General features: G+C 59.1%; 17 protein-coding genes. 8 read left to right on the top strand and 9 right to left on the bottom strand.

What is annotated here, in order from left to right; all coding sequences use genetic code 11:
• The first annotated feature begins 20 nt into the window (after positions 1 to 20).
• Positions 21 to 764 (top strand): hypothetical protein, encoded by a 744-nt coding sequence (locus PF1751_RS11910; protein ID WP_021491794.1) that lies wholly within the window; start codon positions 21 to 23, stop codon positions 762 to 764.
• A gap of 50 nt (positions 765 to 814) precedes the next feature.
• Positions 815 to 2,116, top strand: a complete 1,302-nt coding sequence (locus PF1751_RS11905; RefSeq protein ID WP_021491795.1) for a transporter — start codon at positions 815 to 817, stop codon at positions 2,114 to 2,116.
• Between the two features lie 108 nt (positions 2,117 to 2,224).
• Here PF1751_RS11905 and PF1751_RS11900 read toward each other — a convergent pair whose 3' ends face one another.
• A complete protein-coding gene (locus tag PF1751_RS11900; RefSeq protein ID WP_021491796.1) occupies positions 2,225 to 3,550 on the bottom strand; it encodes a sigma-54 dependent transcriptional regulator in 1,326 nt (441 codons plus the stop codon).
• A gap of 342 nt (positions 3,551 to 3,892) precedes the next feature.
• On the opposite strand from PF1751_RS11900, the gene PF1751_RS11895 reads away from it, so the two are divergent.
• A complete protein-coding gene (locus PF1751_RS11895; RefSeq protein ID WP_010210845.1) occupies positions 3,893 to 4,153 on the top strand; it encodes a hypothetical protein in 261 nt (86 codons plus the stop codon).
• 66 nt (positions 4,154 to 4,219) lie between these two features.
• Here the strand turns inward: PF1751_RS11895 and PF1751_RS11890 are convergent, their stop codons facing one another.
• The 3 genes from PF1751_RS11890 to gnd are packed head-to-tail and all read right to left on the bottom strand — an operon-like array spanning position 4,220 to position 7,544.
• Entirely contained in the window at positions 4,220 to 5,044 is an 825-nt protein-coding gene (locus PF1751_RS11890; protein ID WP_044287049.1) for a Cof-type HAD-IIB family hydrolase, read from the bottom strand.
• Positions 5,041 to 6,564, bottom strand: coding sequence for a glucose-6-phosphate dehydrogenase (gene zwf / locus PF1751_RS11885; RefSeq protein WP_042571579.1), 1,524 nt, complete (start codon positions 6,562 to 6,564; stop codon positions 5,041 to 5,043). Before zwf ends, PF1751_RS11890 begins: the two co-directional genes overlap by 4 nt.
• Positions 6,561 to 7,544 (bottom strand): phosphogluconate dehydrogenase (NAD(+)-dependent, decarboxylating), encoded by a 984-nt coding sequence (gnd, locus tag PF1751_RS11880; protein ID WP_021491799.1) that lies wholly within the window; start codon positions 7,542 to 7,544, stop codon positions 6,561 to 6,563. Before gnd ends, zwf begins: the two co-directional genes overlap by 4 nt.
• A 270-nt stretch (positions 7,545 to 7,814) precedes the next feature.
• Between gnd and PF1751_RS29235 the strand changes: the two genes are divergently transcribed.
• The 4 genes from PF1751_RS29235 to PF1751_RS11865 all read left to right on the top strand — a co-directional run bounded on the left by PF1751_RS29235 (position 7,815) and on the right by PF1751_RS11865 (position 12,614).
• Positions 7,815 to 7,994: a DUF6026 family protein gene (locus PF1751_RS29235; RefSeq protein WP_255213030.1), complete on the top strand. Its 180-nt coding sequence runs from the start codon at positions 7,815 to 7,817 to the stop codon at positions 7,992 to 7,994.
• A 161-nt stretch (positions 7,995 to 8,155) separates the two neighbouring features.
• Positions 8,156 to 9,907 carry a phosphoethanolamine transferase CptA gene (locus tag PF1751_RS11875; protein ID WP_010210852.1) on the top strand — a complete coding sequence of 584 codons (1,752 nt, stop codon included), beginning with the start codon at positions 8,156 to 8,158 and terminating at the stop codon, positions 9,905 to 9,907.
• A 111-nt stretch (positions 9,908 to 10,018) separates the two neighbouring features.
• Positions 10,019 to 12,247 carry a TonB-dependent siderophore receptor gene (locus PF1751_RS11870; protein WP_010210853.1) on the top strand — a complete coding sequence of 743 codons (2,229 nt, stop codon included), beginning with the start codon at positions 10,019 to 10,021 and terminating at the stop codon, positions 12,245 to 12,247.
• 145 nt (positions 12,248 to 12,392) lie between these two features.
• Positions 12,393 to 12,614, top strand: coding sequence for a hypothetical protein (locus PF1751_RS11865; protein ID WP_010210854.1), 222 nt, complete (start codon positions 12,393 to 12,395; stop codon positions 12,612 to 12,614).
• A gap of 102 nt (positions 12,615 to 12,716) precedes the next feature.
• Here PF1751_RS11865 and PF1751_RS11860 read toward each other — a convergent pair whose 3' ends face one another.
• The 4 genes from PF1751_RS11860 to PF1751_RS11845 form a co-directional block, all read right to left on the bottom strand.
• Positions 12,717 to 13,208 (bottom strand): GNAT family N-acetyltransferase, encoded by a 492-nt coding sequence (locus PF1751_RS11860; protein WP_042571581.1) that lies wholly within the window; start codon positions 13,206 to 13,208, stop codon positions 12,717 to 12,719.
• Positions 13,209 to 13,379: 171 nt separating this feature from the next.
• Positions 13,380 to 14,483, bottom strand: coding sequence for a cell division protein ZapE (zapE, locus tag PF1751_RS11855; RefSeq protein ID WP_010210856.1), 1,104 nt, complete (start codon positions 14,481 to 14,483; stop codon positions 13,380 to 13,382).
• A gap of 15 nt (positions 14,484 to 14,498) precedes the next feature.
• Complete coding sequence (locus PF1751_RS11850; protein ID WP_010210857.1) at positions 14,499 to 14,834, bottom strand: nuclear transport factor 2 family protein; 336 nt, start codon at positions 14,832 to 14,834, stop codon at positions 14,499 to 14,501.
• Between the two features lie 52 nt (positions 14,835 to 14,886).
• Positions 14,887 to 15,603, bottom strand: a complete 717-nt coding sequence (locus tag PF1751_RS11845; protein ID WP_021491802.1) for a helix-turn-helix transcriptional regulator — start codon at positions 15,601 to 15,603, stop codon at positions 14,887 to 14,889.
• Positions 15,604 to 15,762: 159 nt separating this feature from the next.
• Here PF1751_RS11845 and PF1751_RS11840 point away from each other — a divergent pair, with 159 nt between their 5' ends.
• Complete coding sequence (locus PF1751_RS11840; protein ID WP_010210860.1) at positions 15,763 to 16,809, top strand: aldo/keto reductase; 1,047 nt, start codon at positions 15,763 to 15,765, stop codon at positions 16,807 to 16,809.
• 52 nt (positions 16,810 to 16,861) lie between these two features.
• On the opposite strand, the gene pepN is transcribed toward PF1751_RS11840, so the two are convergent.
• Positions 16,862 to 19,519 (bottom strand): aminopeptidase N, encoded by a 2,658-nt coding sequence (pepN, locus tag PF1751_RS11835; protein ID WP_010210861.1) that lies wholly within the window; start codon positions 19,517 to 19,519, stop codon positions 16,862 to 16,864.
• Positions 19,520 to 19,521 lie beyond the last annotated feature (2 nt).

The following is a 19,521-nucleotide window of genomic DNA, read 5'->3' as shown; positions in this document are numbered from 1 at the left end:
GGACGCTCCAGGAGCAGCAGATGAACACTTCCCGTTGGCTGACGGTCTTGTGTCTGGCAGCCTCAATGCCCGCTTATGCTTCATCGGGGTTTAAACCGATCGAACTCAAGGATTCGGAAATGGCCGAGCTGCGCGGTCGATATGTGATGCCGGGGCGGATTATCAGCTTCGGCATCGTCATGAGCAGCACGTTTCAAAACGCTGCCGGAGATATCATCAAGGGCACGGCAAGCATGCAGGTCGACGCGTCCACCATCACACCGCAATTCTATGTACAAACCACCGGCTCATCAGGTTCAGGCACGAACCAGGGGCCGGGCACCGGCACCGTGACCGGCGGCGCAGGCCTGGGCAGTGGCCAAGGCGTGACTCAGAGCGTACGTACAGCCGGTGACGGTAATACGGGCTACAACAATGTAGGTATCAACGTGACTGAAAATGGCTTGGCCCCCACGAATGTCGTGCAATCCGGGCAGGTACTGCTGGCAGGTGGAATAGTCAACGGCACCAGCGCTGCGGGCGATATTGCTGTTTCGGCGAGAAACGGCGGCCTGCAGATGGCGATCCAGTCCAAGAATAATCAAGGCAACAGCCTCCAACAAATCGGTGGCGGCAATCTGGGCCAGGCCATCGTCCTGACCGGTAATGCCAACTTCGTCACCAATATGACCCAACTCAATGTGGTGATGAATAACGGCCTGAACAACCCGGCGTTGAACTGCAACCTGGATCAACTCAAAGGCCTACGCACTCTCGGTTATTGAACTACGCTGACCCTCGGCACTTTCGCATTCAGAACAGGACGGCTTATTTCATGCATCGATCGTTATCGCTACGTGCGGTGGTCTGTTTAAGTACGCTGTTGCCCGCATCCGTGTTGTATGCCGCGCCAGACGCCGATATCGAGACCCTCAAACAGGAACTTCTGGAACTCAAGCAGCGGTACGATGTACAGCAAAAAGCCCTGGCGGTGTTGGAGCAACGGGTGCGCCAGGTGGAGGACCAACCCGCGGCACCCGCGCCCAAGCGCCTGGCCAAGTCCCCGGCAGACTTCAAGAAAGGTGGCACGACCGTGGCAGGTACGGGCGCAGCAGCAGCCTCTGGTGGTGCAGGTGGTGGCGGCAGTTCTTACGGTCAGTCACTCAAGGACGACTCAGCCCCTGCACAAAGCGTGAGCAACCTCTATAACGAGGCCAGCGGCTTTTTCGGCAACGGCAAGTTCAGCGTTGAAACCGGCATCACCTACGCGCGTTACGATGCCCGCCAGCTCACCCTCAACGGCTTCCTGGCGTTGGACTCTATCTTCCTCGGCAATATCAACCTGGACCGGATCAAAGCCGATAGCTGGACCCTGGACCTGACCGGTCGCTACAACGTCGATAACCGTTGGCAGTTCGACGTCAACGTGCCGGTGGTGTACCGCGAATCGACCTACCAATCGAGCGGCGCCGGCAATGATGCCACTGCCACCTCTGAAGCAGACGTCAGCCGCGATCCAACCATCGGTGACGTGAACTTCGGCGTGGCGTACAAATTCCTCGATGAAACCCCTACCTTGCCGGACGCGGTGGTTTCGGTACGCGTCAAGGCGCCGACCGGTAAAGAACCCTTCGGCATCAAGCTGGTCAGGCAAACTACCAACGACAACCTCTATGTACCGGAAAGCCTGCCGACCGGTAACGGTGTCTGGTCGATCACACCGGGCATCTCGCTGGTCAAGACCTTCGACCCGGCCGTGCTGTTTGGCTCGCTTTCGTACACCCATAACTTCGAAGATTCGTTTGACGACATCAGCAGTGACGTCAATCAGAAGGTCGGCGGCAAAGTCAGGCTGGGCGACAGCTTCCAGCTCGGCGTCGGTGTAGCCTTCGCCCTGAACGAAAAGATGAGTATGTCGTTCTCGGTCTCCGACCTGATACAGCGCAAGAGCAAGCTCAAGCCTGACGGTGGGGACTGGCAGTCGGTGGTGTCCAGCGATGCCAACGCAGGCTACTTCAACGTGGGCATGACCATTGCGGCGTCGGATAACCTGACGATTGTGCCGAACCTGGCGATCGGGATGACGGATGATGCGCCGGACTTTACGTTCAGCCTGAAATTCCCTTATTACTTCTAACTGAAACGACGGTATTCGCCAACAAGCTCGCGCCTACTACGGGTAGTCGAAACAAGGAAAAGCCCCGCAACGATAAGGGTCGTTGCGGGGCTTTTCGGTTTACCCGCCCTAGCGGATCTGGTGTTTGTGCAGCAACCGGTAGAACGTGGGTCGGGAAACCCCCAGTACACGGGCCGCCACACTCAAGTTGTCACTGTGCCGGTTGAGCACGTCGCACAGCGCCTGACGTTCGGCGCGGTGCTTGTAGTCTTCCAGTGTAGCCATCGGCGGCGAAATTGCCTGTTGACCCTGCAATCCCAGATCAACGGCTTCTATCTGCCGTCCTTCGGCCAAGACCAGCCCACGGCGTACGCGATTGGCCAGCTCACGGACGTTGCCTGGCCAGGCGTGCTCACCCATTGCGACCAACGCATCGTCACTGAAACTGCGTGGGCGGCGGCCGGTTTCCTGGCTGTAGAAACGTGAAAAGTGGTTGGCCAACATCGCTATGTCGCCATGCCGTTCACGCAGAGGCGCGGTGACCACTTGCAGGACATTGAGCCGGTAGTACAAGTCTTCGCGGAAAGTACCCTTCTCTACGGCGGCTTCAAGGTCGACGTGAGTCGCCGCCAATACCCGCACGTCCACCGGAATCGGCTGGCTGCCCCCCACTCGCTCGATCTGTTTTTCCTGGAGAAAGCGCAGCAGGTTGGCCTGTAGCTCCATCGGCAGATCGCCGATTTCATCGAGAAACAGGGTGCCGCCGTTGGCCGCTTCAATCCGCCCGACCTTGCGCTGGTGTGCACCGGTAAACGCGCCCTTCTCATGCCCAAACAATTCGGATTGGATCAAGTGTTCAGGGATCGCCCCGCAATTGATCGCCACAAATGGTTTGGCGTGACGTTGGGATTGGCGGTGCAGGGTCTTGGCGACCAGTTCTTTACCGGTGCCGCTGTCGCCACGGATCAATACCGGGGATTCGGTGGGCGCCAGTTTGGAGAGCAATTTGCGCAGTTCGCGGATCGGTCGACTGTCTCCCAGCAGTTCATGCTCGGGTTCATCCACCGCCGTGTAGCCCTTGCCACGCAGGCGTGCCATGCCGAACGCGCGGCCCAAGGTGACCTGTACGCGAGCCACATCGAACGGCAAGGTATGGAAATCGAAGAACCACTCGCAGACGAAGTCACCGACGTTCTGCAGGCGTAGCACGTCTTGGCTGAGCACCGCGATCCACTCAGTGCCGCTGCGGCTGATCAGTTCTTTGACCGCTTCAGGACGTTCCAGGTGATAGGGCTGCAGGCGCAACAGGCCGACATCGCAAGACCGGTCACCGACCCCTTCCAAGGTGCAGCTGTCGACTTCCCACCCCGCCGCACGCAAACCGGGCAGCAGCCCGTGGCAGTCGTCACAGGGATCAACCACTAGCAATCGACGTTGAACGGGGGGTCCACCCATGACTGTTCCTTGGCGTCAACATTGTTAAAGTTATTTAGAAACAATAGTTTGTGACGTCTGCCGCTTACCCTAGCAAGGTTTTGACGCTGGCCTTGTATCGTTTCGCTATAAGTCGGGGCAAAAAGCCATTAGCCGGTGTTCAGACTGAAAAAGTTAGGCGTCGACGAGACTTCCATTCAGCTTTCAAAACAGCCGCTTACATGACGTTAATCACTAAATATCGAAAATAGTTGCTTTAACATGTGACCCGTACCCCGCCATCGTGCATCAGTACAAGTAACCCGCCGCACGGTCAGCCCAACCGCCGGCACTCACTTGAATGGGCAATGAGAGAGAACCCACATGAACGCCCCGCTCCGCATCAACGAAGCTCTTTTGATCGCAGACCGTGCCTTCCAGCCCTTTCAGTGCGTGGCCTGGCATGACGGCAATGGCGCCCTCAGCCTGAGCGTCATCGACCGCACCAATACCCGTATTGGTAGCAAACAACTGTCGTCGAGTGCTTATACCGACCCGGCACAACTTGAAGACTTGCTGTTGCAGGCCCGTGCCGAACTCGATAAAAGTGGCTACCAGTTGCAATCGTGGGCAATGCCTAAGTAATCCGCCACTGCAACTTGCGCTTATCGGTTTAGATCAGCGCAAGTTCAGTGTTAAAACGCGCGACGCTTATTGAGCAGCCAGAATAAACCGCTCGATGGCCTCTGCGGCACCGTCCTCGACATTACTACCGGTTACCACGCTGGCCTGACGCTTGACGGTTTCTTCAGCCTGGCCCATGGCAATCGACAACCCGGCCACCTGAAACATGGCAGGGTCATTGCCGCCATCCCCTATGGCCGCGGTCTGCTCCATGGCGATGCCGAGGTGCGCCGCCAAGGTTTTCAAGGCCTCGCCCTTGTTGGCCAACATTGCAGTCACGTCCAGGTACACCGGCTGTGAACGCGACACCTGGGCCAACCCCTGCACCTTGGGCTGCAACTGCGCCTCTAGCTCCACCAGCAACTGCGTGTTGTTGCTGGCCGCGACAATCTTGTCCACACGCTCCAGGTAGGGTTCAAAGCTCTCCACCACGACCGGCCCGTAGCCCAGCCCCTCAGCCTCGCGCGGCTCCATCGGCCCTGCCGGGTCGCGGCGCAACCAGTCGCCGTCAGCAAACACCCAGACCTCCACCTCCGGCTCAGCCGAGAACAACGCCAACGTCACCAGCGCCGCCTCCGCCGGCAGATGATGGGCAACCAGAATGCTGCCATCGGGATGGATCAGCGTACCGCCGTTAAAACCAGCGACGGGCACGTCGATGCCGAAGGTTTCGATCAAGTGCAGCATGGCCTTGGGCGGACGCCCGCTGGCCAGGCTGAAAAACACCCCGCTGTCACGCAAGGCACGCACCGCGTCGGCGGTGCGTTGGCTGAGGCTGTGATCCGGATGCAGCAACGTGCCGTCCACATCACTGAGGATAAAACGGATGGGATGGATCGCAGCATCACTCATCCGAGGCTATGCCAGGTGCGGCCGTCACGGGCCAGCAAGGCGTCGGCGGCAGCCGGACCATCTTCACCGGCCTTGTAGGTCTGGATCCCATCGTCTTCCTTCCATGCATCAAGGAATGGCTGCACCGCACGCCAGCCGTTCTCGATGTTGTCTGCGCGCTGGAACAAGGTCTGGTCGCCGGTCATGCAGTCATAGATCAGGGTTTCATACCCCGTCGACGGCTGCATTTCGAAGAAGTCCTTGTAGGCAAAACCCAGCTGGATGTTGGCCATGTCCAGGGTCGGCCCGGGCTTTTTCGCCAACAGGTCAAACCACATGCCTTCATTGGGCTGGATCTGGATCTTCAAATAGGTGGGCTTGAGCTCATCCACCTCAGTATCGCGAAATTGCGCGTAGGGCGCAGGCTTGAAGCAGATGACGATTTCGGTGTCGCGCACACTCATGCGCTTGCCGGTGCGCAGGTAGAACGGCACGCCGACCCAGCGCCAGTTGTCGATCATCACCTTGAGGGCGACGAAAGTTTCGGTGCTGCTGTCCGGGGCGACATTCGCCTCTTCGCGATAGCCCGGCAGCGACTTGCCGCCGATTTCACCGGCGGTGTACTGCCCGCGCACCGAATTGGCCCGTGCATCTTCAAGCGACCAAGGGCGCACCGCGCCAATCACCTTGGCCTTTTCACCCCGTACGGCATCGGCGCCGAAGGCAGCGGGAGGCTCCATGGCCACCATCGCCAGCAACTGGAACAGGTGGTTGGGCACCATGTCGCGCAGAGTGCCGGTCTTCTCGAAGAAATTGCCACGGGTTTCAACGCCGACGGTTTCAGCGGCGGTGATTTGCACATGGTCAATGTAATGGTTGTTCCAGAACGCTTCGAACAGCACGTTGGAGAAACGGCTGATGAGGATGTTCTGCACCGTTTCCTTGCCCAGGTAATGGTCGATGCGATAGATCTGCTTCTCGCTCATCACCTTGAGCAGGCTGGCGTTCAGCGCCTCAGCGGTGGCCAGGTCGGAGCCAAAGGGCTTCTCGATGACCACGCGGCGAAAGCCGTCTTCGGTTTCCGTGAGCAGGCCGGCGCTGCCCAGGCGCTGCACCACGTCGCTGAAGAAGCGCGGAGCAGTGGCCAGGTAGAACACCGCGTTGCCGGTCCCGCTGTCAGCGATCTTCTTGCCGATGTCGGCATAGGTGCTGTCATCGAGGAAATCCCCCTCGACGTAGCTGATGCCCTTGGCCAATTGCGCCCACCGCTCAGGGTCCAGGGCGTTTTCACCACTTCCCTTGACCTTGCTCGCTGCTTCGGTGCGAATGAAGTCTTCGAGTTTCTTGGCGAAATCGGCGTCGCTGATGGCGTTGTGGTCAACGCCGACAATACGCAGGCCGTCGCCCAGCAGGCCATCACGACTGAGGTTGTACAGCGCCGGCATGAGCAGGCGCTTGACGAGGTCACCATGGGCACCAAACAGAAACAGCGTGGTGGGTGGAGCGGGTTCGGCCTTGGGTTTCTTGCCGTTGGCGGTCATTTTTTGGAAGTCTCCACATGACCACCAAAGCCGAAGCGCATGGCAGAAAGCATTTTGTCACCGTAGGTGCTCTGCTGACGCGAACGGAAGCGTGCGAACAGCGAGGTGGACAGCACCGGCACCGGCACGGCTTGCTCCATGGCCGCTTCGATGGTCCAGCGGCCTTCGCCACTGTCGGCAACCGAGCCGGAATAGCCGTCGAGTTTCGGGTCGGTGGCCAAGGCGTCAGCGGTCAGGTCCAGCAGCCAGGAAGACACTACGCTGCCACGGCGCCAGACTTCAGCGATATCGGCCACATTCAGGTCGAAGCGCTGGTCTTCGGGCAGGTTTTCCGAGTTCTTGGTCTTGAGAATGTCAAAGCCTTCGGCGAACGCCTGCATCATGCCGTACTCGATGCCGTTGTGGATCATCTTGACGAAGTGCCCGGAACCCGCAGGGCCTGCGTGGATATAGCCTTGCTCGGCGCGCGGGTCAGCGCTGTCTGAGCGATCCTTGGTGCGCGGGATGTTGCCCAGGCCAGGGGCCAGACTCTTGAAGATAGGATCGAGGCGCTGCACGGTCTCGGCGTCGCCACCGATCATCATGCAGTAACCACGCTCCAGGCCCCAGACGCCGCCGGACGTGCCGACGTCGACATAGTGCAAGCCTTTTTCCGCCAGCGCCTTGGCCCGACGGACGTCGTCCTTATAGTTGGTGTTGCCGCCGTCGATGATTGCATCACCGTCTTCCAGCAGCGTACTCAATTCGTTGATGGTGTCTTCGGTCGGTGCGCCGGCTGGCAGCATCACCCACACGGTGCGCGGCTTCTGCAGCCCGGCAACCAGGGCCTTGAGATCGGCAACGCCGGTAGCGCCCTCTTCGCTCAGGCCTTTTACAAATGCTTCGTTACGGTCGTAAACAACGGTGGTATGCCCATTGAGCATCAGGCGCCGTGCAATATTCCCGCCCATGCGGCCTAGTCCGATAATCCCCAGTTGCATGTGCTGATGCTCCTAACTACTAAAAAATGTGTGACATAGTTTATAGCGCAATGAGGCTAATGAGGGTTAGTCCAGCGCGGATACCTGTAGTTTCATGGAAAAAAGTTGCCATCGTTTCACCATCACGGCACAAAAAGTCACAGGACCATCAAAAATAAAAAAGTTCCATTGCCCGCAAAAAGAATTCAGAATTAGCCTCGACTGCTGCCGAGAACCTCGACTCAAGCGTTCTGGCACACCGCGACATACCGGCTATTTGCGAGGTAAGCAATGAGCACTGCACAGATGAATCGTCCGCCACAGACCCTCTATGTCACCATTCGACGTGATGAGTTGCGCCAGTTGAAAGACGAACGCGAACAGCTGCAGCAGGAAGTCATGCGCCTGCGTTCGCACATCATCCAAGCCCAGTTGGACCAGCCCGCCGGCGTCCAGCCCGCACTCTGCTGAGTCTTGCGATCACTTTGTAAGATAACAGCTACAAAAATCTCACAAAGTTTTCACATACCCCTCCCGATACTCCCGCCCGAAGGGCCGCCCCATGCAAGGGTGGCCTCTGTTGCGCGCGCCCCTGCGCGTCAACTGAAAAAATTATCGGGTTGGAGCGCTGGATGGCGATGTTCAAACGCAGCACTACGTCTGCGAAAGGCTTTGATTGGGCCGGTCTTGGTTGGCTGTTTCTGTTCTTCTGGTACTTCTCGGGTATTACCCAACTGCTGATCCAACTGACCGGAACCTCCGGTTTCAGTGGCTTTCGCCAAGCCTTCTTTATGAGCGCGCTGTGGCTGGCGCCCATGTTGCTGTTCCCCCGCCGTACACGTCTGCTCGCCGCGTTGATCGGCGTCGTGCTGTGGGCTTGCTCCATGGCCAGCCTGGGTTATTTCTTCATCTACCAGCAGGAATTTTCCCAAAGCGTCATCTTCATCATGTTCGAGTCGAACATTTCGGAAGCCGGTGAATACGCCACCCAGTATTTTGCCTGGTGGATCGTGCTGGCGTTCATCGCTCATACCGCCTTCGCCGTGTTCCTCTGGACCCGTTTGCGCCCGGTCTATCTGCCTCGCGGTCAGTCGATGCTCGCCGCGGCCGCCATTGTGCTGGCTGTGGTGGGTTATCCGCTGGTCAAGCAGATCGCCACCAGCGATAACATGGAACAGGCTATTGATCGCTTCGAAACCCGCATCGAGCCTGCCGTGCCATGGCAGATGATTGTTGCCTATCGCCGCTACACCGAACAGCTGGACAACATGCAAGGCATGCTGACCAGCGCCAGCCAGATCCCGCCCCTGAAAAACCTCAAGGACAGCATGGCTGGCCAGCCGTCAACGTTGGTATTGGTGATCGGCGAATCCACCAACCGCCAGCGCATGAGCCTCTACGGCTACCCACGCAACACCACGCCCGAACTGGACAAGCTGCGTGATCAACTGGCAGTGTTCGATAACGTCATCACACCGCGCCCCTACACCATCGAAGCACTGCAACAGGTGCTGACCTTTGCCGACGAAGAAAATCCGGACCTGTACCTCAAGACACCGTCGATTGTCAGCGTGATGAAGCAGGCCGGCTACAAGACCTACTGGATCACCAACCAGCAAACCATGACCAAACGCAACACCATGCTCACAACCTTTTCCGAACAGGCCGACGAGCAGGTGTACCTGAACAACAACCGCAACCAGAACGCTCGCCAGTACGACGGTGACGTGCTTGCCCCCTTCTCCAAGGCGCTGGCCGACCCCGCCGAACGCAAGTTCATCGTGGTGCACCTCTTGGGCACCCACATGAGCTACCAGTACCGCTATCCGCCGACCTTCGACAAATTCACCGATCGCCAAGGCGTACCGGAGGGCGTCAGCGATGCGCAGTTGCCGACCTATAACAGCTACGACAATGCCGTGCTGTACAACGACTTTGTGGTGTCGAGCCTGATCAAGGACTACGCCAAGACCGACCCCAATGGCTTCCTGTTGTACCTGTCGGACCATGGCGAAGACGTTTTCGACTCCGCCGGCCACACCACCTTGGGGCGCAACGAAGGCAAGCCGACGGCGCCGATGTACACCATCCCGTTCATGGCCTACGCCTCCCCCAAATGGCGCGAAAGCCACGACTGGAGTTTCGCCGGCGACCTGCAACGCCCGTACAGCAGCTCCCAACTGATCCACACCTGGGCGGACCTGGCGGGCCTGAGTTTCGATGAATGGGACCGCAGCAAGAGCCTGGTCAGCGACAGCTTCACGCCTCGCCCCTTGATGATCGGCAACCCCTACGAGCGTCAGCAGAAAGGCCTGATCGACTTCAGCCTGATCAAGCCGAAAAAGCGCACCACCGACGTGGTGCTACAAGAGCCCTTGCAATAGAAAGATAACAATCATTCTCGTTTAACCCTAAAGTTCCGCGCCTCCTTTCGTCTTTGAGCCAAGGCCTTCTTTTACTGAGAAGGCTGCAAAGACGACAAGGAGTCTTCCGCGATGTTCGCGCCCTTTACGCGTTCCATGACCTTCACCCTCGGCCTGTTCACTGTGGTAGCAAGCCCGGATCTGCTGGCTGAAACCGACCCCGAAAACAACGCCCTCGAACTCGGTGCCACCAGTATCACCGCCGAAGGCCTGGGTGCCACCACCGAGCACACCGGGGCCTACACCACCGGTTCCATGAGCACCGCCACCCGCCTGAACCTGTCGGTCAAAGACACCCCGCAATCCATCTCGGTGATCACTCGCCAGCAGATGGATGATTTCAATCTCAATACATTGACCGATGCGCTGCGCCAGACCACCGGGGTGACCGTCCAACACCTGGATTCGGACCGCGCCGGCTACTCATCGCGCGGTTACTCCATCAACAATTTCCAGGTGGATGGCATGCTCAATACATTCGGGCGCATGAAGTCAGACGCCGACACCATCATCTACGACCGTATCGAAGTGGTACGCGGTGCGACCGGCCTGACTACCGGCGCAGGCGATCCCTCGGCCACGGTCAACATGATCCGCAAACGCCCGACGTCACAGTGGCAAGCCAAAGCCGGCGTCAGCGGCGCCAGCCATGACAACTACTACAGCTACCTGGATGTGGGCGGCCCGCTGGCATTTGACGGGCGCCTGCGCGGACGTACCGTGATGGCTTACCGCGACAGCCAATCCTTTCGCGACAACTACGCTCTGCAAAGGGAAGTCGGCTACGGCATTCTTGAGGCCGACCTGACAGACGATACCGTGGTAGCCGTAGGCTTCGATTATCAGAACAAGCATGTTCAGGGCACCTCATGGGGCACACTGCCCTACTGGAACAGCGATGGCGGCAAGGCCCGCTTGTCACGCTCCGCCAATATGGCCACCGACTGGAGCTCCTGGCCGCTGAAGGACAAGACCACCTTTGCCTCCCTGGACCACAAACTGTCCGAGGACTGGCGCCTGAAAGCCGCCTACACCCACCGACAGAGCGATACCGACGGCAAGGTCTATTACGGCGGCGCGGGCTTCCCGAATCCGGACGGCAGCGGCATGACCGCCTGGACCAACCAGATGGTGGGCACGTCGAAAATGGATGCCGTGGACTTCAACCTCGCCGGCACCTACACACTGCTGGGGCGCGAGCATGAATTGATGGTGGGGTATGGGGAGTCGGAGCAGCGGGATTCCTCGCCCTACCAGCGTTACAGCACACCCGAAGGCTACGAAACCATCCCTGATTGGCAAGATATGGGCGGTATCGTCAAGTTCCCCGACCGTACCACTGGGCTCAAGGGCCCTCACTCAAGCAAACAACAAAAAGCCGGGTATCTGGCCACTCGACTGAGCCTGACCGACAGACTTCACGCGGTACTGGGCAGCCGGTATGGCAGCTGGGAAATCGAAAGCACTCCTGTTGACTATGACGCCAATAACCAGCGTATCCCCGAACCCAAAACCCGCCAGACCCACAACGACATGTGGACGCCCTACGCCGGGCTACTCTACGACCTGACACCGCAATACACGGTGTATGCCAGCTACACCGATATCTTCAACCCGCAGGACGAACGCGACGCCAGCAAGAAATACCTGGAACCGGTGGTGGGCAGCAACTACGAAATCGGCCTCAAGGGCAGCCTGCTGAACGAGCGGTTGAACCTGGCCACCGCGTACTTCTGGAGCACCCAGGATAACGTGGCCGAACTCGACAACGCCGCGCCACCCGACCCGGTGACCCGCGAGCAGTTCTATAAATCCGGTGGCAAAGGCAACAAGGTGCAGGGCTTTGAAGTCGAGGTGTCAGGCGAAGTGATGCCCGACTGGAATCTCACCGCAGGCTACACCTACACCCACTCGGTCAACGGCGATAAGCAACGCAACAACACCGATCAGCCGATGAACCTGCTGAAGATGTCGACAGCCTACCGCCTGCCGGGTGAATGGCGAGGGTTGACGGTAGGTGGCGCGGTCAATTGGCAGAGCGAGTTCTACAAATTTGCCGGGCGTCCAACGGGTGGCCGGAACCAGGACGGCGACCTCATCACGACTCCGACCAAGATCACCCAGCAGGCCTACACCGTGGTCAACCTGATGTCGCGCTACCAGTTTGACGAACATGTTTCGGCATCCATTAACGTCAACAATCTATTTGATAAAAAATATTACGAACGTGTCGGTTTTTACAATGGCGTGTATTGGGGTGACCCTCGTTCGATCACTCTGGCATTGGACTGGAAGCTGTAAGATCTTTTAACCCGAAGTTAACGAAATTGTTAACTTCGCGGTTTTTTCCGAGTTAATTCCTACTTAATAAACTCACCTCAAACTCGCCCCATGAATCTGATCAAGGACAGAGCGGATACCGATCACTCTTAATGGGAATACTGCCATGAAACTCTCGACCCTGGTGCTTGCCAGCCTGATGACCCTGACCTCCGCCGCCGCCTTCGCCGAAGGTGGTTCCGAGCGCTCGAAAGAGTTCTACAACAACTTCACGTTCATGCAGCAAAAGACTCACGGCACTGCAGAACAAACCGCGCAGGCTGATGGGAAGAACGTGAAGAAAGAGGCAGCCGGTCAATCTACCGCCGAGGAACTACCGAACACTTGATTCAACTGCGTTAACCGCACGGCCCTTTACCATCCTGCTCCTATGGCTAAGGTGAACTTGGCGCCATTTAATTAATGGCGCCTTTTTTTTGCCTGTGATTGATTAAAGCGGTTTGCTCCAGAACAACATGCGCCCGTGGGCTGGATCAAATATCGAGTCATCAAAACCGAACTTGCGATAGGCCGACTGAGCCACCGCATTGCCCTCCAGCACCTCCAGGGTGATTTTGCAGCAGCCCCGCTGACGCGCAATTTCCTCGACCTTCTGCAGCATTTTCTGGCTCAACCCCAGCCCGCGAAACGCATCCATCACAACCACGTCATGGACATTGACCAGCGGACGGCAGGCAAATGTGGAAAACCCTTCAAAACAATTCACCAGACCTGCCGGCTCCCCTCCCACAAACGCCAGCACGCTGAAGGCATGAGGTCGCTTGGCCAGCTCGCCCGGCAACTGCTCCAGAAGATCGGCAGGCAGGCTGTGGCCACCGCCCATCGGGTCCTCGGCGTAATGGTTGAGCACGCGGCCAATAGCTTGCGCATGCACGGGATTGGTATAGCTGGCTTGCAGCACCAGGATATCTGGGGTGTCCATTTCCGTCCTCAATCACGACTACAAGGGAATCGGCTCCCTATAGGGGCACGATTGTAAGCGTGGAGCCGGACACAGATGAAGGAGATTAACTACAAAAATGCGCATGAAAGCGCCAAGGCTGTGCCGTTGAAAGCTGACAATCAGCCGATTCCTGTGTTTTTTCACACGCCCTCAGGCGAAACGCAGCAACTGCATTTCCCGCAGGCGGCTCAATGTCCGACGGAACGCAAACTCCAGGTAACCCTCGGTATAAAGACACTCCAGAGGTACCCGCGCCTCGATGAACAATGGCACCTTGCGGTCGTAGCACTCGTCCACCAGGGCGATGAAACGACGCACACTGTCATCGTGCACCGACAATTGCGGCAACTCGCGATCACCCGCCTCCACGCGCTGTGCGCCATCTTCGGTACCTCGGGCGATCCGGCCGGGGCGTTTTTGCGCACTGAGGTTGGGCACTTCACCCAACAGGATCGCCTTGAAGCGATCGCACAGCAGCATGAAATCCATCGCCGCGAGGGGTTGCTCGCACAGGTCCGCGTAATTGCACCAGAGCACTGTGTCGCTGGACTGCTGCGCGATGATCGAGCGATGACCGACAGTCACCGGCCCACTCTGCACCGCCTGCCCTTGCGCCAATTGCTTGAATACACCGGCCAGCGCGTCGGGTTGATTGACCCAATAGCGCTGAAACGCCACGCCCGGGTGCAAGCGGTGGTCCTTTTCGCCGTCCACGGCCACCACCTGCATATGCTGTTCTATTGCCGCAATGCCCGGCAAAAAACGCTCCCGGTTGAAGCCATCGGCGTACAACTGCCCAGGCGGTTGATTCGACGTGCAGACCATCACCACGCCTTCCTCGAACATCACCTGAAACAAGCGTCCCAGGATGATCGCGTCACCGATGTCATTGACGAACAGCTCATCGAAGCACAGCACGCGCACCTCCTGGCTCAGCTCGCGCGCCAGGGCCTGCAAGGGGTCATGGGTGCCTGTCAGTTGGAACAGCCGTTGATGCACCCACGCCATGAAGTGATGAAAGTGCTGGCGCCGCGCAGGCACCCGCAGGCTCTGGTAGAACTGGTCCATCAGCCAGGTCTTGCCACGCCCCACTGGCCCCCACAGGTAGACGCCGATGATTGGCGCACGCCCCCGATGTAGGGCTTCATGGCAGGCTTGCAGCGCGTCGACCGCTCGACGCTGAGCGTCGTCGGCAACGAAGCCCGGTTGAGCAATGGCGTATTGGTAGGCAGCGCGGGGCGAGTCGAAAGTCATGCCCGCCAGTATGACCTACAGGGAAATATCCAGTCGCGAAATCTTACCCTGCTCGTTCAATCGAAAGGTGTAGCGCAGCTCCAACGGGCTTCCGGGAAAATTGCCAGACACCACATTACTGACCAGCACCTTGCCCGTTCGGTGTTGCACCTTGAGCACTTCGACCCGCGGCTGGTAACGGCGCGCGGTGTCTTCCATCCAGCGCGCGATGGCAACGGTGCCGACTTGATGCTGCCCCTCATCGAACACATTGGCGTCGTCGGCAAAACAATCGGCGACAGCCGAGGTGTCACGGCTGTTGGCCGCCTCGAGGTAGGCCATGATGGCCGGCGCCAACTCGGGAATAGACATGGCACAGCTCCTTTGTAGGTGATTGGTGACGCCATGCTAAGCCAGGGTTGTGTCAGTTTTTGTCAGGAGTAAACGGCCCGTCCTCATTCTGTTCCATCAGCTTGCGCCAGGCCCGTAGCCAATCACTGCGCCGCCCCGGATAACGCTCGCCATGGGGTTGGGCACTGGCCACACGGTCGGTGCGGAAGGTGCGATACGCGCCACGCAATTCACACCAGGCGACGATCACCCGCACTTCGTTCAAGAACCCCAAGGCCAGGGGCCAAATCAGACGTTGGCTCTGGGTCTGGCTGGCGTCTGCGTAATCGATCTGCAATTTGGCCTGGCTGCGAATGGCTTCGCGAAACACGTTGAGGGGTACGCGGTTTTCCGGATAACCGAACCCTGGCGGGCCGGGCAATACCGTTGGGTTGCGCAAGGCTTCCTGAGCGGCCGGGTCGAGCACGTCGGCGATTTTCGCCAAAGCATTGGCGGCGGCGCGGCTGAGCACGTCATCACCGCGCTGATCCACGTAACGCAAGCCGAGCACGATAGCCTCGGTTTCCTCGGCGTTCAGCATCAAAGGCGGCAGAAACAGGCCGCTTCGCAACACATATCCAACCCCCGCCTCGCCGAAAATCGGCGCGCCCAATGCAGTCAATTCGGCAATGTCGCGGTAAAGCGTACGCTCGGACACCTCTAGCTGCGCCGCCAGCACGGCAGCAGTCACCGGGCGTTTCTTGCCCCGCAAGGCCTGGAGCAAAGTCAGTAGACGAGTGGTGCGCGACACGGGAATGCCTGCCGAGAAAAAAAGTGATGCAGCTTAGCAGAGCCCCCTGTCAGAAAACGTCAGCAGTGAAAAAGCCTCTTGACCGAATACATTACCAGCATCATATTTAATACATGTTGATAGACATGTATTAACCATCACAGCCTCAGGAGTCCTTCTATGCGCAATAAAGTCTTTGGCCGCCGCAGCGGTCTGCAGGTATCTGAACTGGCCTTGGGCACCGCTAATTTCGGTACGGGCTGGGGCCATGGCGCCGAACGCGATGAAGCCAAACAAATCTTCGACGGCTACCTTGAGGCCGGCGGCAACTTTCTCGATACCGCCAACGGCTACCAGTTCGGCCAGGCCGAAAAACTGCTGGGTGAGTTTATCGCCACCGAGCGTGACAACCTGGTGGTGGCCACCAAGTACACCTTGCGCTCCCAGCCATCGGATGAAGGCACGATCAGGCTGGGCAACAATCGCAAGAACCTGGTTCGCTCGGTGGAAGACAGCCTCAAACGCCTGAACACCGACCGGATCGACCTGCTCTGGGCGCACATGAGCGACAACGTCACGCCCATGGAAGAGATCCTGCGCGGCCTCGACGACCTGGTCCGCGCCGGCAAGATCCACTACGCCGGCCTTTCCAACTTTCCCGCCTGGCGTATTGCCCGCGCCGACCTGCTGGCCGAAGTGCGCAACTTCGCGCCGATCATCGGCATCCAGGTGGAATACAGTCTGGTCGAGCGCACCGCCGACCGCGAATTGCTGCCGATGGCCGAAGCCCTGGGCCTGGCTGCAACACTGTGGTCGCCCCTCGGCGGTGGCTTCCTGACAGGCAAGTACCGCAACACCCAGGACGACAACCGCGCCAACAAACTTGGGATCCTGGTGCACGCCGAACACAGCGCCCGTGAAACCGCCGTGCTGGATACCCTGCTGGCGGTCGCCGCCGAAGTTGAAGCCTCCCCGACCCACGTTGCCATCGGCTGGCTACGGGAAAAGGCGCGCCGCTCCACCACCGCACTGATCCCGATCCTGGGTTCGCGCACTCGCGCCCAACTGGACAGCACCTTGGGCGCGTTGAATGTGCAATTGTCGGCCGAGCACGTCACCCGTCTCGACCATGCCAGCGCCATACCACTGGGTGTACCGCACGGCATCATCGCCGAGCGTTTCCCCATCGATATCGGCCTGGACTCCCCTCGCCCGCCGGTTATCTGAGGCGAAAAAAAACGGCCTGTCGAACAGGCCGTTTTTTATTCATCGCTCCAGCTTAAGCCAGGCTCTTGCTGACCACTTCGAACACATCGCTCGACAGCTCACCAGACGACCGAATGCGCTCCAGCTCTGCCCTCATCAGCGCCTGGCGTGCGCTGTCGTATTTGCGCCAGCGGGTCAACGGCGCCAACTGCCGCGAAGCGATCTGCGGATTGAAACCATTCAACTCGATCACCAGGTCCGCCAGGAAGCGATAACCCGAACCGTCCGCCGCGTGGAAGTTGATCAGGTTCTGCCCGGCAAAGGCCCCCATCAAGGCGCGCACCTTGTTGGGGTTCTTGATGTTGAACGCCGGGTGTTCCATCAACGCCTTCACGCGCGCCAGCCCGCCCGGCAAGGTGCTGCCGGCCTGCACGCTGAACCACTGGTCCATGACCAACGGGTTGTCCTTGAAGTTCTCGGCAAACACCGCCAGGGCCTGGGCCTTCTCCGCTTCGAACGGCGAATTCACCAGCACCGCCAGCGCGGTCAGGCGCTCGGTCATGTTGTCGCTGGTGTCGAACTGCTCGAGAGTCGCCGCCAACACTTCCGGCTTGCCGCTGAGCATCAGGTACGACAGCGCGATGTTTTGCAATGCGCGACGGGCGAAGTGCTCGGCGGCCGCCACGTACGGCGTTTGCTTGGACAGCTCGCGATTGGCCTGGTAACGCAGCCACAGGGCTTCATGCAGGTTATCCGCCAATTGCTTGCGCGCAAACTCGCGGGCGGCGTGGATGGCATCCACATCCGCCACCTCGCTGATTTCGGTCAGGTAGGCTTCACCCGGCAGCGACAGCATCTCCGCAACCATCGCCTGGTCCAGGCTTTCGTCGCTCAACACGCTGCGCAGCGCGGTGATCAAGCGCTGATCCATGTGCAACGCCTGGCCCTGTTGATGCTGGGCAATCAGTTCCTGCAACACCTGCACCGACAACTGCTGGCCGGCATCCCAGCGGTTGAAACCGTCGCTGTCATGCTGCATCAGGAACATCAGTTGATCGCGGTTGTACGGGAAACTCAGCTTGACCGGCGCAGAGAACCCGCGCAGCAGCGAAGGCAACGGTTGCTCAGGGATATCAACGAACGTGAAGGTCTGCTCGGCCTCGGTCACCGAGATCACGCGCGACGTGGCGCCAGCGGTCGCTTCACCGGCCAGGCGCAAGGCCATACTGCTGCCCTTAGCGTCCAGCAAGCCCAATTCCACAGGGATCACGAACGGCAGTTTTTCCGCCTTGTCCGGGGTTTCCGGGCAGCTCTGGCGGAAGGTCAGGCTGTAGGTTTTGGCCACCGCATCGTAGGACTCGCTCACCGCCAGACGTGGCGTGCCGGCCTGGCTGTACCAGCGTTTGAACTGCGTCAGGTCGGCGCCGTTGGCGTCTTCCATGGCCTTGATGAAGTCGTCGCAGGTCACGGCCTGGCCATCATGGCGTTCGAAGTACAGATCGCTGCCTTTGCGGAAGCCTTCGGCACCGAGCAAGGTGTGGATCATGCCCACCACTTCGGAGCCTTTTTCATACACGGTCAGGGTATAGAAGTTGGAGATTTCGATGAAGCTGTCCGGCCGCACCGCGTGGGCCATCGGGCCGGCGTCTTCGGCGAACTGGTGGGTGCGCAAGTACGCCACGTCCTGGATGCGCTTGACCGTGGCCGAGTTCATGTCGGCGGAGAAGCCCGAATCACGGAACACGGTGAAGCCTTCCTTGAGCGACAGCTGGAACCAGTCGCGGCAGGTCACGCGGTTACCCGACCAGTTGTGGAAGTATTCGTGGGCGACGATCGCCTCGACCCGCTGGTGCGCGGCGTCGGTAGCGGTTTCGGCACGGGCCAGCACGGCACTGGAGTTGAAGATGTTGAGGCCCTTGTTTTCCATGGCGCCCATGTTGAAGTCGTTCACCGCCACGATCATGAAGATGTCGAGATCGTACTCGCGACCATAGGTTTCTTCGTCCCAGCGCATGGACTTCTTCAGGCTGGTCATCGCGTGCTGGCACTTGTCGATGTTTTCCGGCTCGACGTAGATACGCAGCGCTACGACACGGTCAGTCATGGTGGTGAACGTATCTTCGACACACCACAGGTCACCTGCAACCAGGGCAAACAGGTACGCCGGTTTCTTGAACGGGTCTTCCCAGGTTGCCCAGTGGCGGCCGTCTTCGCCAGGACCGCTGGCGATCGGGTTGCCGTTGGACAGCAGGATCGGGTAGCGATGCTGTTCGGCGATGACCGTGGTGGTGAAGGTACTCATCACGTCCGGGCGGTCGAGGTAGTAAGTGATCTTGCGGAAACCTTCGGCCTCGCACTGGGTGCAGAACATGCTGCCGGACTTGTACAGGCCTTCCAGGGCGGTGTTCGTTTCCGGGTGGATTTTTACCGTGGTGTCCAGGGTAAAACTCGCACTTTTCGGCTGGACCGTCAGGTGGCTGTCGGTCAGTTGGTAGTCATCAGCGCCGAGTGCTTGATCGGCAAGGTTCACGCTCAACAATTCCAGCTGTTGTCCATCCAGCACCAACGGCGGCAACCCCGCGCCGCGCTCAGGGTTGCGGCGCATCACCAGCTGCGCGTGGACCAGGCTGTGGTCCTCGAACAACTCGAAGGTCAGGTGCGTCTCTTCGATCAGGTAGTCCGGCGCCTGATAGTCCTTCAGGTAAATCATCTTCGGTTGTTCGGTGCGCATGG

It is taken from the genome of Pseudomonas simiae, from assembly GCF_000934565.1.
GTDB classification, from domain to species: Bacteria; Pseudomonadota; Gammaproteobacteria; order Pseudomonadales; family Pseudomonadaceae; genus Aquipseudomonas; species Aquipseudomonas simiae.
This window is presented reverse-complemented; position numbering and strand designations above follow the sequence as displayed.